This is a genomic window from Pseudomonas sp. C9D1, assembly GCF_056491235.1.
The window spans coordinates 1,020,645-1,033,785 of the sequence record NZ_JBSZIE010000002.1 but is presented as its reverse complement, the minus strand read 5'-3'; the positions used below and the strand labels follow the sequence as shown (position 1 = coordinate 1,033,785).

The 13,141-nt window shown below is 60.3% G+C and carries 14 protein-coding genes; 3 read left to right on the top strand and 11 right to left on the bottom strand.

The genetic code is table 11. The features are described from left to right. Positions 1-115: 115 nt before the first annotated feature. From ccoP (ACXI0U_RS12990) to ccoN (ACXI0U_RS12955), 8 genes are all read right to left on the bottom strand, one after another. The gene (ccoP, locus tag ACXI0U_RS12990; protein ID WP_043243476.1) at positions 116-1,090 is read right to left on the bottom strand and encodes a cytochrome-c oxidase, cbb3-type subunit III; all 975 of its coding nucleotides are present in this window, start codon (positions 1,088-1,090) and stop codon (positions 116-118) included. Beyond that, positions 1,087-1,275, bottom strand: a complete 189-nt coding sequence (locus tag ACXI0U_RS12985; RefSeq protein ID WP_031288830.1) for a CcoQ/FixQ family Cbb3-type cytochrome c oxidase assembly chaperone — start codon at positions 1,273-1,275, stop codon at positions 1,087-1,089. The genes ccoP (ACXI0U_RS12990) and ACXI0U_RS12985 overlap by 4 nt, the downstream gene beginning before the upstream one ends. Positions 1,276-1,280: 5 nt before the next feature. After that, positions 1,281-1,892 carry a cytochrome-c oxidase, cbb3-type subunit II gene (gene ccoO, locus ACXI0U_RS12980; protein WP_043243475.1) on the bottom strand — a complete coding sequence of 204 codons (612 nt, stop codon included), beginning with the start codon at positions 1,890-1,892 and terminating at the stop codon, positions 1,281-1,283. Further along, a complete protein-coding gene (gene ccoN, locus ACXI0U_RS12975) occupies positions 1,892-3,331 on the bottom strand; it encodes a cytochrome-c oxidase, cbb3-type subunit I (RefSeq protein WP_031288829.1) in 1,440 nt (479 codons plus the stop codon). Before ccoN (ACXI0U_RS12975) ends, ccoO (ACXI0U_RS12980) begins: the two co-directional genes overlap by 1 nt. Positions 3,332-3,764: 433 nt before the next feature. Continuing rightward, positions 3,765-4,703, bottom strand: coding sequence for a cytochrome-c oxidase, cbb3-type subunit III (ccoP, locus tag ACXI0U_RS12970; protein WP_021222191.1), 939 nt, complete (start codon positions 4,701-4,703; stop codon positions 3,765-3,767). After that, a complete protein-coding gene (locus ACXI0U_RS12965) occupies positions 4,700-4,885 on the bottom strand; it encodes a CcoQ/FixQ family Cbb3-type cytochrome c oxidase assembly chaperone (protein WP_021222190.1) in 186 nt (61 codons plus the stop codon). The genes ccoP (ACXI0U_RS12970) and ACXI0U_RS12965 overlap by 4 nt, the downstream gene beginning before the upstream one ends. 6 nt (positions 4,886-4,891) lie before the next feature. Next, positions 4,892-5,503: a cytochrome-c oxidase, cbb3-type subunit II gene (ccoO, locus tag ACXI0U_RS12960; RefSeq protein WP_021222189.1), complete on the bottom strand. Its 612-nt coding sequence runs from the start codon at positions 5,501-5,503 to the stop codon at positions 4,892-4,894. 11 nt (positions 5,504-5,514) lie between these two features. Then, the gene (ccoN, locus tag ACXI0U_RS12955; protein ID WP_021222188.1) at positions 5,515-6,939 is read right to left on the bottom strand and encodes a cytochrome-c oxidase, cbb3-type subunit I; all 1,425 of its coding nucleotides are present in this window, start codon (positions 6,937-6,939) and stop codon (positions 5,515-5,517) included. Positions 6,940-6,984: 45 nt separating this feature from the next. On the opposite strand from ccoN (ACXI0U_RS12955), the gene ACXI0U_RS12950 reads away from it, so the two are divergent. The 3 genes from ACXI0U_RS12950 (at position 6,985) to ACXI0U_RS12940 (ending at position 9,391) form a co-directional block, all read left to right on the top strand. After that, on the top strand, positions 6,985-7,668 hold the full coding sequence (locus ACXI0U_RS12950; RefSeq protein WP_431484837.1) for an alpha/beta family hydrolase: 684 nt from the start codon (positions 6,985-6,987) through the stop codon (positions 7,666-7,668). A 32-nt stretch (positions 7,669-7,700) separates the two neighbouring features. Continuing rightward, positions 7,701-7,886, top strand: coding sequence for a hypothetical protein (locus tag ACXI0U_RS12945; RefSeq protein WP_431484836.1), 186 nt, complete (start codon positions 7,701-7,703; stop codon positions 7,884-7,886). A gap of 134 nt (positions 7,887-8,020) precedes the next feature. Beyond that, positions 8,021-9,391, top strand: a complete 1,371-nt coding sequence (locus tag ACXI0U_RS12940; protein WP_374980510.1) for a transposase — start codon at positions 8,021-8,023, stop codon at positions 9,389-9,391. 356 nt (positions 9,392-9,747) lie between these two features. Here the strand turns inward: ACXI0U_RS12940 and ACXI0U_RS12935 are convergent, their stop codons facing one another. From ACXI0U_RS12935 to ACXI0U_RS12925, 3 genes are all read right to left on the bottom strand, one after another. Then, a complete protein-coding gene (locus ACXI0U_RS12935) occupies positions 9,748-10,359 on the bottom strand; it encodes a tyrosine-type recombinase/integrase (RefSeq protein ID WP_431484827.1) in 612 nt (203 codons plus the stop codon). A gap of 212 nt (positions 10,360-10,571) precedes the next feature. After that, a complete protein-coding gene (locus ACXI0U_RS12930; RefSeq protein WP_431484828.1) occupies positions 10,572-11,303 on the bottom strand; it encodes a TorF family putative porin in 732 nt (243 codons plus the stop codon). A gap of 220 nt (positions 11,304-11,523) precedes the next feature. Continuing rightward, on the bottom strand, positions 11,524-13,110 hold the full coding sequence (locus tag ACXI0U_RS12925) for a carboxylesterase/lipase family protein (protein WP_431484829.1): 1,587 nt from the start codon (positions 13,108-13,110) through the stop codon (positions 11,524-11,526). Positions 13,111-13,141 lie beyond the last annotated feature (31 nt).

Sequence of the window (13,141 nt, the reverse complement as noted above, 5' to 3'; positions counted from 1 at the left end):
TGGGGCTTGCCCCGATCAGTGCGTGCCGAACGGGATCTTTTTTGCCTGCCGCATATGGTACGCCTCATAGCAGCCTGCCATGTGCGACAGTGCGTCGCGCATGGCAGGCTCGGCGTTACTTGCTTTCGGTCTCTGCGGCGTTCTTGTGCGACAGACTGTAGACGTAGGCGGCAAGCAGGTGAACCTTGTCGTTGCCCAGGTGTTCTTCCTGAGCCGGCATGGTGCCCTGGCGGCCGTAACGAATGGTCTGCTGCAGCTGAGCGAAGCTGCTGCCGTAGATGAACGCGCCCGGGTGGGTCAGGTTCGGCGCGCCCATTGCCGGGGTGCCCTTGCCTTCCGGACCGTGGCACGCCACGCAGTTGGCAGCGAAGATCGCCTTGCCGGCTTCCGGATTGGCGTTGGCGTCCTTCGGCAGGTCGCGGCCATCCAGGGTCACGCGGACGAAGGCGGCGACATCACGTACGCCTTGTTCGCCGATGACTTCGCCCCAGGCGGGCATGATGCCGTGGCGGCCGCCAAGGATGGTGGCCTTGATGGTTTCGGCCTCACCGCCCCAGCGCCAGTCGGCGTCGGTCAGGTTCGGGAAACCATAGGAGCCCTTGGCGTCGGAGCCGTGGCAGACCGAGCAGTTGGAAGCGAACAGACGACCACCCATTTTCAGGGCTTTCTCGTCCTGGGCCACTTCCTCGATCGGCATGGCAGCGTACTTCTGGAACAGCGGGCCGTATTGCTTGTCGGCCTTGTCCATTTCCTTTTCCCACTGGTGGACACCGGTCCAGCCGGGCTGGCCGTCAGCGAAGGGCTTGCCTTCGGTGACTGTGCTGTAGCCGGGGAAGATGCCTTTCCAGTTGCCCATGCCCGGGTACAGGACCAGGTAGCCGACGGCGAAAATCAGGGTGCCGACGAACAGCATGAACCACCACTTGGGCAGCGGGTTGTCATATTCCTCGATACCGTCGAAGGCGTGGCCGACGGTTTCTTCGGTGCTTTCCTGGCGCTGGCCTTTGCGGGTGGCAAAGATCAGCACGGTCAGCGCCACCAGCGTGGCGCTGGTGAGCAGGGTTACGTACCAACTCCAGAACGTGGTCATTCGCTCTTACTCCTAGAAGCTTCTTCGTCGCTCTTGGTGTTCGCTGGCTTGTCGTCTGCGAAGGGCAGGTTGGCAGCTTCGTCGAAGCTGTCCTTGCGCTTGCTGTTGTACGCCCAGAGCACGACGCCGATGAAGGCGACGAACACCAGGATGGTTCCCAGCCCGCGGAGAGTCTGGATATCCATCATGCTTACCGTTTGTTCTTGATCGAGGTGCCAAGGCCTTGAAGGAACGCGACCAGCGCGTCCATCTCGGTCTTGCCCTTGACTGCGTCTTTGGCGCCGGCGATGTCATCGTCGGTGTAGGGCACGCCTACGGTACGGAGAGCTTCCATCTTGGCGGCAGTGTGCTTGCCGTCGAGTTTGTTCTCCACCAGCCACGGGTAGGACGGCATCTTCGATTCCGGTACCACGTTGCGCGGGTTGTACAGGTGCGCGCGGTGCCAGTCGTCGGAGTAGCGGCCGCCTACGCGGGCCAGGTCCGGGCCGGTACGCTTGGAACCCCACAGGAAGGGGTGGTCCCAGACGCTTTCGCCGGCGACGGAGTAGTGGCCGTAACGCTCGGTCTCGGCACGGAACGGACGGACCATCTGCGAGTGGCAGCCTACGCAGCCTTCGCGGATGTAGATGTCACGGCCTTCGAGTTCCAGCGCGGTGCGCGGCTTCATGCCTTCGACCGGGGTGTTGGTGACGTCCTGGAAGAACAGCGGAACGATCTGCACCAGACCACCGATGCTCACGGCGATGACCATGAACAGCGCCAGCAGACCTACGTTCTTCTCGACTAATTCGTGTTGCTTCATTAGTGAGCTCCTTGCGGGATCTGGGCAGCGGCTTCGTATTCGGACGGCTTGGCGGCACGCACGGTGCGCCAGGTGTTATAGGCCATCAGCAGCATGCCGGTGACGAAGAACGCGCCGCCGATCATGCGCACAAGGTAACCGGCATGGCTGGCTTCCAGAGCTTCGACGAAGGAGTAGGTGAGGGTGCCGTCTTCGTTGACCGCACGCCACATCAGGCCTTGGGTGATGCCGTTGACCCACATCGAGGCGATGTAGAGAACGGTACCGATGGTGGCCAGCCAGAAGTGGGCGTTGATCAGGCCGACGCTGTGCATCTGCTCGCGACCGAAGACCTTCGGAATCAGGTGGTACAGCGAACCGATGGAGATCATCGCTACCCAGCCGAGGGCGCCGGCGTGTACGTGGCCGATGGTCCAGTCGGTGTAGTGGGAGAGGGCGTTGACGGTCTTGATCGCCATCATCGGGCCTTCGAAGGTGGACATGCCGTAGAAGGCCAGGGAAACCACCAGGAAGCGCAGGATGGGGTCGCTGCGCAGCTTATGCCAGGCGCCCGACAGGCTCATCATGCCGTTGATCATGCCGCCCCAGCTCGGAGCCAGCAGAATCAGCGACATCGCCATGCCCAGGGACTGGGCCCAATCCGGCAGAGCGGTGTAGTGCAGGTGGTGCGGACCGGCCCAGATGTACAGGGTGATCAGCGCCCAGAAGTGCACGATGGACAGGCGATACGAGTAGATCGGACGCTCGGCCTGTTTCGGAACGAAGTAGTACATCATCCCCAGGAAGCCGGTGGTCAGGAAGAAGCCCACGGCGTTGTGGCCGTACCACCACTGGATCATCGCGTCGGTCGCGCCGGCGTACACGGAGTACGACTTGAAGGCGTAGACCGGGATTTCCGCGCTGTTGACGATGTGCAGCAGTGCAGTCACCAGGATGAAGGCGCCGAAGAACCAGTTGCCCACATAGATGTGCTTGGTCTTGCGCTTGACGATGGTGCCGAAGAAGACGATTGCGTAAGTGACCCAGACGATCCCCAGGAGGATGTCGATCGGCCACTCGAGCTCAGCGTATTCCTTGGAGGAGGTGTAACCCAGGGGCAGTGTGATCACTGCCAGCACGATCACGGCTTGCCAGCCCCAGAACGTGAAGGCTGCCAATCCATCGGAAATCAGCCGGGCCTGGCAGGTACGTTGCACCACGTAGTAGGACGTGGCGAACAGGGCGCAACCACCGAAGGCGAAGATCACCGCGTTGGTATGCAAGGGGCGCAGACGGCCGAAGCTGGTCCACGGAAGGTTCAGGTTGAGTTCCGGCCACACGAGTTGTGCGGCGATGAACACGCCTAGACCCATCCCAATGACCCCCCAGATCACCGTCATAACGGCGAACTGGCGGACCACCTTATAGTTATAAGCAGTCTGACTGATTGCTGTGCTCATGCTAGGGGTTCCACGGTTAATGGAGTTTTTCGGGGGACAAAAAAGCGGCGGCAGTATGGAGAAAGAGGGTAGTCATTGCAACGACACATGCCGACACAATCACCCTTTCAGAGCCCTCGGGGCAAGGATTCCAGCCGGGTCGCCCGGGGTCTGATGGAGCACTTCGAGCCGGGGGCGAGGAGGGGGAACCGCCTTGTCCTCATGACCGATGAGGACTATTCAGCAGCGTAGACGATGAGCTTTGGGGGGGAAGGCAGCTGGTCGGGAGGGGTGCGACATTGGGTCGCACTATATATAAGGAGGGGCTGGGGAGGGGTGGACACATCCTTGTGTCCGTGTTGCCCGTCTTGCGTTGGGCTGCCTTTGCGCGGCTCCGTCCGGTGCCTTTCGGACCGGCCGGTGTGGCGACGCCTCCTTGCGTCGCCGGTTCGGATCACTCGCTGGCTACTTTCTCGCCGTCCTTGCGGGACAGGCTGTACACGTAGGCGGCAAGGATGTGCACCTTGTCCTGACCGAGGTATTGCTCCTGGGCAGGCATCTGGCCGTTGCGGCCGTAGCGGATGGTCTGTTGCAGCTGGGCCAGGCTGGAACCGTAGATCCAGGCGGCCGGTTGGGTCAGGTCCGGAGCACCCATGGCTGCAGTGCCGTGGCCTTCTTGACCGTGGCAGGCGGTGCAGGTGGTGGCGAACATGGCTTTACCGGCTTCCACGTCGGCTTTCACATCGTCCGGCAGCTTCAGGCCGGCCAGGTCCTGGCGAACATAGGCTGCAACGTTCTTCACGCCTTCATCACCCAGCACTTCACCCCAGGCCGGCATGGCAGCCATGCGACCGTGGAGGATGGTGGCCTTGATGGTTTCGGCGTCGCCGCCCCAGCGCCAGCTGCTGTCAGCCAGGTTGGGGAAGCCCACTGCGCCCTTGGCGTCCGAGCCGTGGCAGATGGAGCAGTAGGTGGCGAACAGGCGGCCGCCCATTTTCATGGCTTGCGGGTCCTGGGCGACGGCTTCCAGCGACATGGCCGAGTACTTGGCGAAGATCGGGCCGTACTGCGCGTTGGCCTTGTCCACTTCACGCTGCCACTGCTTCTCCTGGGTCCAGCCACCTTCGTAGCCGGGGAACAGGCCGGTCCAGTTGCCCAGGCCGGGGTAGAGCACCATGTAGCCGATGGCGAAGACGATGGTGCCCACGAACAGCATGAACCACCATTTGGGCAGCGGGTTGTCGTACTCCTCGATACCGTCGAAGGCATGGCCCATGGTCTTGTCGACCGTGCCCTTGGCCTCGCCCTTGCGGGTGGCGAACACCAGCCAGAGCAGCGCCACCAGGGTGAAGAGGGTGAGCAGGGTTATGTACCAGCTCCAGAAAGTGGTCATTCGTGTGTGCTCCTAGAAACATTCCGGTCTTGCAGGCTGGGCTCGGCGTCATCACCGAAAGGCAGCAGCGCGGCTTGCTCGAAGTCAGCCTTGCGCCGGCCGCTGTAGGCCCAGCAGAACACCCCGATCATCGCGACCAGCACCAGCAAGGTGCCGAGGCCGCGCAGTATTCCAACGTCCATGGCGCCTTACCTCTTGGTCTTCAGGCTGGTGCCGAGCACCTGCAGGTAGGCGACCAGGGCGTCCATTTCGGTCTTGTCCTTGACCGCCTCGGAGGCACCGGCGATGTCCTCGTCGGTGTAGGGCACGCCCAGGGTCTTCATGGCGCTGAGCTTGGCGGCGGTGTCCTTGCCGTCGAGCTTGTTCTCCACCAGCCACGGGTAGGCCGGCATCTTCGACTCCGGTACCACGTTGCGCGGGTTGTAGAGGTGCGCGCGGTGCCAGTCGTCCGAGTAGCGAGCGCCAACGCGGGCCAGGTCCGGGCCGGTACGCTTGGAACCCCACAGGAAGGGGTGGTCCCAGACGCTTTCGCCAGCGACGGAGTAGTGGCCGTAACGCTCGGTCTCGGCACGGAACGGACGGATCATCTGCGAGTGGCAGCCTACGCAGCCTTCACGGATGTAGATGTCGCGACCTTCCAGTTGCAGCGCGGTGTAGGGCTTCATGCCTTCGACCGGGGTGTTGGTGACGTCCTGGAAGAACAGCGGGACGATCTGTACCAGACCGCCGATGCTGACGGCCAGGATCATGAACAACGCCATCAGGCCGACGTTTTTCTCGATGACTTCATGCTTTTTCATCTATCGATTCCTCAGGCGATCTGGGCGATGGCGTCGTATTCGGCCGGCTTGGCAGCCTTCACGGTGCGCCAGGTGTTGTAAGCCATGAGGAGCATGCCGCTGAGGAAGATCGCGCCGCCGATCATGCGCACCACGAAGCCCGGGTGGCTGGCTTCAAGCGCTTCGACGAAGGAGTAGGTCAGGGTGCCGTCCTCGTTCACTGCGCGCCACATCAGGCCTTGGGCGATGCCGTTGACCCACATCGAGGCGATGTAGAGAACGGTGCCGATGGTGGCCAGCCAGAAGTGGGCGTTGATCAGGCCGACGCTGTGCATCTGCTCGCGACCGAAGACCTTCGGGATCAGGTGATACAGCGAGCCGATGGACACCATGGCGACCCAGCCGAGGGCACCGGCGTGTACGTGGCCGATGGTCCAGTCGGTGTAGTGGGAGAGGGCGTTGACGGTCTTGATGGCCATCATCGGGCCTTCGAAGGTGGACATGCCATAGAAGGCCAGGGAGACCACCAGGAAGCGCAGGATCGGATCGTCGCGCAGCTTATGCCAGGCGCCCGACAGGGTCATCATGCCGTTGATCATGCCGCCCCAGCTCGGCGCCAGCAGAATCAGCGACATCACCATGCCCAGGCTCTGTGCCCAGTCCGGCAGCGCGGTGTAGTGCAGGTGGTGCGGGCCGGCCCAGATGTAGACCGCGATCAGCGCCCAGAAGTGGACGATGGACAGGCGGTAGGAGTAGACCGGGCGACCCGCCTGCTTCGGAACGAAGTAGTACATCATCCCCAGGAAGCCGGCGGTCAGGAAGAAGCCCACGGCGTTGTGGCCGTACCACCACTGGATCATCGCATCGGTCGCACCCGCATAGAGCGAGTAGGACTTGGTCAGGGTGACCGGGATCTCCAGGTTGTTCACCACGTGGAGAATGGCCACGGTGAGGATGAAGCCACCGAAGAACCAGTTACCGACGTAGATGTGCTTGGTCTTGCGCTTCATCACCGTGCCGAAGAACACGGCGGCGTAGCTGACCCAGACGATGGTGATGAGGAGGTCGATCGGCCATTCCAGCTCGGCGTATTCCTTGGAGCTGGTGAAACCCAGCGGCAGGCTTACGGCGGCCAGGACGATCACCAGTTGCCAACCCCAGAAGGTGAAGGCAGCGAGTTTGTCCGAGACCAGGCGGGTCTGGCAGGTGCGTTGGACGGCGTAGTAGGAGGTGGCGAACAATGCGCAACCACCGAACGCGAAGATCACCGCGTTGGTGTGCAAGGGTCGCAAGCGCCCAAAGCTGGTCCAGGGCAGGTTGAAGTTGAGCTCCGGCCAGGCTAGCTGGGCAGCTATGAGAACGCCGAGCCCCATCCCGACGATTCCCCAGACCACCGTCATAATGGCGAACTGGCGGACCACCTTGTAGTTGTAGGCGGTACTGACTGCTGTGTTCATGTTTGTGGGCTTCCGTACACGGTTTCTTGGAATTGCGTGCGAAGCATGGTGAAAGCCCCTTCAAGTCCTATTGATTTGGATCAACGGACGCCGTCCACCGGAGATTTCCCTATGTTGTTGTGGAACCGGCCTTCGGGCCCTATCGAAAGCACATTGGTGCTGGCCCATGGCGCGGGGGCGCCGATGGACAGCGCCTTCATGGATGAAGTGGCGCAAAAGCTTGCCGCGCGGGGCATTGCGGTGGTTCGTTTCGAGTTTCCCTACATGGCTGCGCGGCGCGAGGACGGACGCAAGCGCCCGCCGAATCCCCTGGGGCAATTGCTCGATCACTGGCGTGCCGTGCATGCCGAGGTGCGACAGCACGTCACGGGGCAATTGGCCATTGGTGGCAAATCCATGGGCGGTCGCATGGCCAGCCTGCTGGCCGACGAGCTGGGCGCGGATGCGCTGGTCTGCCTGGGTTATCCCTTCTATGCCGCCGGCAAACCGGAAAAACCCCGGGTCGCGCACCTGGCCGAACTGAAGACCCCAACCCTGATCATCCAGGGCGAGCGTGATGCCCTCGGCGACCGCACCACCGTCGGCGGCTATGACCTGTCACCGTCGATCCGGCTGCACTGGTTGGTCTCGGGCGATCACGACCTCAAGCCGCTCAAGGCCTCCGGCTTCACCCATGAGCAGCACCTGGACAGCGCTGCAGGGGAGATTGCGAGTTTCTTGAGGGCCTGATCGGCCGGGCCGACCTGCCCGAGGCGCGAGGGTTGGTCAGCGTCATGGGCGGCTACGCGCGCACCGTCGTCTTGCTCAGCCCGTTCGACAGCGAGCGGCTCGCCTGCGATGGCTTCGCCGAAGAGATCCGCTATGTGATGGAGATGGCCGCGGCCCGTGAAGGGATCGCCGCCTTGAAGGCGGGCCTGATGGGCCTCAGTGACCATCTTTTTGCCTGAGTGCAGGGCAGCGGCTACTAGTCGAAGGCTGGCGGCTAGGCAGGGACGGCTTTCGGCCGATTCTGTTGAAAAAGTAGCTGTCGCCCCCTGCCGTCGGCAGAATTGCTCTGTCAGCGAGCGCGGGGGCGAATAGCATGATGGGGCAGTTACCGGGAGGGCAGCAGCGCCTGTTCTACTCGTTCAATCTGGAAGACCACGTTCCTCCCCAGCATCTCTTGCGCAGCATCGACCATTGCCTGGATCTTAGCGATCTGCGTGCACACCTAACCGACTTCTACAGCCCCATCGGACGCCCCTCGATCGACCCAGAGTTGATGGTGCGCATGCTGGTCGTTGGCTACTGCTACGGCATCCGTTCCGAGCGACGGCTGTGCGAAGAAGTGCATTTAAATCTGGCCTATCGCTGGTTCTGCCGACTGGGCCTGGAAGATGAAGTCCCCAATCACTCGACCTTTTCGAAGAATCGCCACGGCCGCTTCCGTGACAGCGGACTGTTTCGCTGGTTGTTCAATGAGGTACTGCGCCGCTGCATGGCGGCTGGCCTGGTCAAAGGCGAAGGCTTCGCTGTGGACGCCAGCATCATCAAGGCGGATGCCAGCCGGCAACGTGGGGTGGCGGGAGATGAAGTCGATTGGCGTGATCCAGCGCTCAGCAACCGCGCTGTGCGCGAGTACCTTGAAGCCCTTGATGAAGAGGCGCTGGCTGAAGCTCTTCCCAAGAAAATCTCGCTCACTGATCCGCTGTCCCGTTGGACTGCTGCACCAGGCGGCCCGGCCTTCTTTGCCTACTCCACGAATTACCTGATCGATACTGAGTACGGCGTGATCATGGATGTGGAGGCGACTCCGGCGCACCGTACCGCCGAAGTCGATTCGACCAGGACGATGGTGGAGCGTGTCGAAGCGCAGTTCGACCTCACGCCGGAACGCCTCATCGGGGACACCGCCTACGGCACGGCCCCGATGCTGGCCTGGATGGTCGAAGAAAAGAACATCGAGCCGCATGTGCCGGTGTGGGACAAGACCGAGCGCAAGGACGACAGCCTCTCCAGTAACGACTTCCTCTGGAGTCCGGAGGCCAATGAATACCGCTGCCCAGCCGGCAAACCGCTACGCAGTGAGTGGCGCACCTTCACTCAGCAAAGATCGCGCGTGACCAAGGCCAACACCATCATCTACCGCTCCAGCCAAACCGACTGCACCACCTGTCCGTTGAAAGAAAAGTGCTGCCCCAACACACCGAATCGGAAGATCGTTCGCAGCGTCCATGAGGCTGCCCGCGACGTAGCTCGACGCATCGCCAAGTCACCGGAGTACCTCGTCTCCCGCTGCGAGCGAAAGAAGGTAGAGATGCTTTTCGCCCACCTCAAACGGATCATGAAACTCGACCGTTTACGATTGCGTGGCCTGACGGGTGCGACTGACGAATTCACTTTGGCCGCGACCGTGCAAAACTTGCGACGCATGGCCAAGCTTTTGCCTAACGGGCCGCCACTCACGGGATAGGTACGCCTGCTGTGAGCAGAAACCCTCGAATTAACCTTCAAACCTGAGCCAGAACGCTCAGCGAAACACCAAAAGGTAACCTGAAGTGGCTTGCAGCCACTTCTACAGCAGGCACACCTGAACGGCTGGCTGCCGTTGATACGACTTTTTCAACAGAATCGGCCAGAAGCAGTCGTTGGCGAATGACGATGAAATATGCGCTGTACTCAAGGCCCAATCGCGGCTAAAGCCGCTCCCACGGGATATGCGGCCTCTGTGGGAGCGGCTTCAGCCGCGATGCTCTTGCCCTGTCGCCAACGTCAACAACTGGCCGGTTAGCGACGACCTGATCGCGGCCGTCGCTATGCATTACCTGGTCAAACCTCTGTCTGCTCCGCCATTTCCAAGGCGTCATCAACCTCGATCCCGAGATATCGAACGGTGCTCTCCAGCTTCGTATGGCCGAGCAGCAGTTGAACTGCCCTTAGGTTCTTCGTCCTGCGGTAAATCAGAGATGCTTTCGTGCGCCTCATTGTGTGGGTGCCATACATAGCCGGATCAAGGCCAATGGCTCTCACCCACGCTTTGACGATACGAGCGTACTGCCGAGTGGAGAGATGGTCGGAGGTATGTAGCCGACTTGGGAAAAGGCAGTCCTCGCTACGTAGTTGTGCTTGGTGAATCCAGGCTTCCAAAGCAGCTCGGGTTTGCTCCGTGATTTCAAACTGCACTGGCCGCTGCGTTTTCTGCTGCATCACGATGGCGCGCGATGAAACGTGCTCACCATGAGCAACGTCGCGCACACGGAGCTTGGTTAAATCGCAGGCTCTCAGCTTGCTATCGATGGCTAGATCGAAGAGTGCTAGATCCCGAGTGCTCTCGGCAATTTGGAGCCTTACCCGGATCGCCCAGATATCTCTCAGGCGAAGCGGGGCTTTCTGTCCGACTAGTTTTCCTTTGTTCCAAGGCTGATGGTTGTTGGTGTTCATGGATGGGTCCTCCGCGTGCGGGAGGACAAGCTTGGTTAGCTAGGGCAAGGGGCGCTAACCGGCCAATAGCAGCCGTTCATTTGGTCAGCGACAGACAAAAAGGGCGGTTACCCGCCCAAACACCAAAGGAATACCTCCGGAGTAGCAGACGCCCCGAAGGTCGATGGTCAGCAGCGCTGTAGTAGAGGTGATAGCCCGCATCGGCTCAGGGATTAGAAGGACTTACTGACACCTGCGACTACGGTAGGTGCGCAGACATCGTCGAAGCCGTTGTAGCTGTAGCACTCGGAGTCAGACAGATCGCTATCTGCATACGACAGTGACCAGTCGGCAGTGAACAGGGTTTTGCTGAAGGTCACTTGCCACTCGTTGTAGCTGGATCGAGCTTTCTCGTCGCTGTTGAAGAAGGTGTCGTCCTTGAAGTCCACCTTGCCATAGCGAAGATCCAGACCCACCTCCATTGGGAGCGTGGTCTCATAGCCCACGAAGCTGTAGAAGTAGCTCTGATCGCCATACAGGTCGTTGGAGTAGTAGCCGCCGACATAGGCGCCGTGGGCGGTCAACTTGGCGTAGGTTTCACTGTTGTTCAGTGCCCCTTCTTTTGGGTACTCGTACTGGTAGTACGTCAGATCCAGGCTGATGTCATCGGTGGCCTGCCAGAAGTAGCCGACGTAGTAATCAATCTCCTGTCGGGTCTTGCTGTCATAGCCGTAGTCCACGTTTGAACTCCAGATGCCTGCGTACAGCCCACTGGAGTGTGACAACGTGGCGGAGCCTTGGATGGCCGGGTCGCCCTGAGTTTGAGACATGCCTCGCGAGTGGTAGTCGCTGTAGGCACCAACAGTTAGATCGAGACTGAAATCGTCGTTTAGCGTGATGGCCTGGCACACCATCCAAGGGGCGAGTGTCGCACCCATAAGGGCCATTTGCAGCGCACGTTTCATCATTAACTCCTCGTTTCTTTCTTGTGTTTTGGAGTGGCAGAAACTCGACTGATTTCGCCAGCACAAACTGATAGCACCGACGAAATTCAGGGCGAGAGAAACCAGGGCAGGCATGAGTACCTGCCTGCTCTTGTTGGGCTTTTCCTCGAAGACTGTGAGGGGCTAGATCAGGTGTTGCCTCAGCTCGACATCGTTCCGCGTCGGCCGGATGTCCCCTCACTCATGGCCTGGGGTAGATGTTCTGGAACCACCATTCTCGGCGCTGGCCGTATGGGTCTGATTTGATGCTGGGGTCGGCATCCAGAGCGAGAAGCGGACGATTTGCCGTGTCGTAATCAGCCCAGGCGGGATAGTCCGGCTGACTGGTCTCTGCGTAGCTGAAGATCAAGCCCTGCATTAGCCTTACCAGGGACTCACGCTCCCTGCTGTCGATACTGTTGGCGGGCAACCCAGCAAGGTGCTTACCTACATAGGTGTCCAGCTTGTCGAAGAAGTACACCTGATCCGCAGCATGCTGAGCGCGGCGACGTGAGTCGGTTTCACGATCAAATCGATAAACCTTTACCCGGTTGTTTCGAGCCAGCCCCTCGGCAGCCCATAGCGAAGGCATTACAAAAGCGCTGTCACCGAGCAGATGCATGGCCCGCTGTCCATCGTCTTCATCAGGGAATGTCTCGCAGTACAGGCTTTTTACCGATTCCGCCAACCTTGCAGGAATGCCAATGTTCTCGATGACGCAATCCATTCCCAGTTGGTCAATTTGCTCATCCCAGTTCAACCACAATCCCATCTCGTAGTTGGTGAATCCGATGATGATGTCTATCCCTGTGGCCCCGCCTTGAGCAGCAAAAGCGATAGGGTCTACGAGAGAGCTCTTGGCATGGGTTTTGGGCCAGAACAGCGAGTCCATGTGGAAAAGCATGTCCCTGCTTTCGCTGAGCTGATGAACCTTCATCATCAGGTCGGCGGTGGTCATTGCACTTAGCTGCTCAAAGCTATTGAGGCCGCAGTCGGAGAAAAACTCGCGAGCCACATCACCTGCTGATGCGTCCGAAAGTCCATAAGTGAGGTCGCCACTCAGGCCGGGCAGCCCTGCGTAACCGCTCATCATCACTACGCGCCTGACCAGGCCGTTCAGATGCCCGCCTGCCAGATGCCAGCTGATATCGATGCTGCCGGCAGACTCTCCCATGAGTGTGATGTTCTCTGGGTCACCACCGAACTGTGCGATGTTACTGCGCACCCAACGTACGGCTTGGAGTTGATCAAGCAGCCCGTGAGAGTGCGAGCCAGAGTATTCCGTGCCTCCCAAAACGCTGACATCAAGGAAGCCGAACACTCCAAGGCGATAGTTGATGGAGACGAAAACCACGTCGCCGTTTTTGGCCAACCGATCACCGTGGTAACACTCCAGCCGACTGCTCTCTAACCAGTTCGCGCCTCCGTGAATCCAGATGACTACAGGCTTCTTGTGTGGCGCAACTGCTGGAGTCCACACGTTAAGGGTCAGGCAGTCTTCTGACCCGACCCATGGTTGTCCTTCAACCTGAGGCTCATCAGTGAACTCTGAAAACTCGCCCTCAGTAGAGTCGAACAACTGTGCAGAGGCAGCGCCAAATCGGCGAGCGTCGCGAACACCGCTCCAACCTTCATGCGGCTGTGGTGGGCGGAAGCGCAGAGCGCCAACGGGGGCTGCGGCGTAGGGGATACCGAAGAAAGTATGCAGGCCAGCGGCTTGATCGAAAGCACCGCGAATAGCCCCTTGCTCACTCTGAACAACGGCAGACTGAGTAGATGCAGAACACATTGCGAAATCCTTGAGCGACGGGGCCTGATGC

Bases quoted from the DNA above. Each gene is read 5' to 3' on its own strand.
- ccoP (WP_043243476.1), bottom strand. From the start codon at position 1,090: ATGACCACGTTCTGGAGTTGGTACGTAACCCTGCTCACCAGCGCCACG.
- ACXI0U_RS12985 (WP_031288830.1), bottom strand. From the start codon at position 1,275: ATGGATATCCAGACTCTCCGCGGGCTGGGAACCATCCTGGTGTTCGTC.
- ccoO (WP_043243475.1), bottom strand. From the start codon at position 1,892: ATGAAGCAACACGAATTAGTCGAGAAGAACGTAGGTCTGCTGGCGCTG.
- ccoN (WP_031288829.1), bottom strand. From the start codon at position 3,331: ATGAGCACAGCAATCAGTCAGACTGCTTATAACTATAAGGTGGTCCGC.
- ccoP (WP_021222191.1), bottom strand. From the start codon at position 4,703: ATGACCACTTTCTGGAGCTGGTACATAACCCTGCTCACCCTCTTCACC.
- ACXI0U_RS12965 (WP_021222190.1), bottom strand. From the start codon at position 4,885: ATGGACGTTGGAATACTGCGCGGCCTCGGCACCTTGCTGGTGCTGGTC.
- ccoO (WP_021222189.1), bottom strand. From the start codon at position 5,503: ATGAAAAAGCATGAAGTCATCGAGAAAAACGTCGGCCTGATGGCGTTG.
- ccoN (WP_021222188.1), bottom strand. From the start codon at position 6,939: ATGAACACAGCAGTCAGTACCGCCTACAACTACAAGGTGGTCCGCCAG.
- ACXI0U_RS12950 (WP_431484837.1), top strand. From the start codon at position 6,985: ATGGTGAAAGCCCCTTCAAGTCCTATTGATTTGGATCAACGGACGCCG.
- ACXI0U_RS12940 (WP_374980510.1), top strand. From the start codon at position 8,021: ATGATGGGGCAGTTACCGGGAGGGCAGCAGCGCCTGTTCTACTCGTTC.
- ACXI0U_RS12935 (WP_431484827.1), bottom strand. From the start codon at position 10,359: ATGAACACCAACAACCATCAGCCTTGGAACAAAGGAAAACTAGTCGGA.
- ACXI0U_RS12930 (WP_431484828.1), bottom strand. From the start codon at position 11,303: ATGAAACGTGCGCTGCAAATGGCCCTTATGGGTGCGACACTCGCCCCT.
- ACXI0U_RS12925 (WP_431484829.1), bottom strand. From the start codon at position 13,110: ATGTGTTCTGCATCTACTCAGTCTGCCGTTGTTCAGAGTGAGCAAGGG.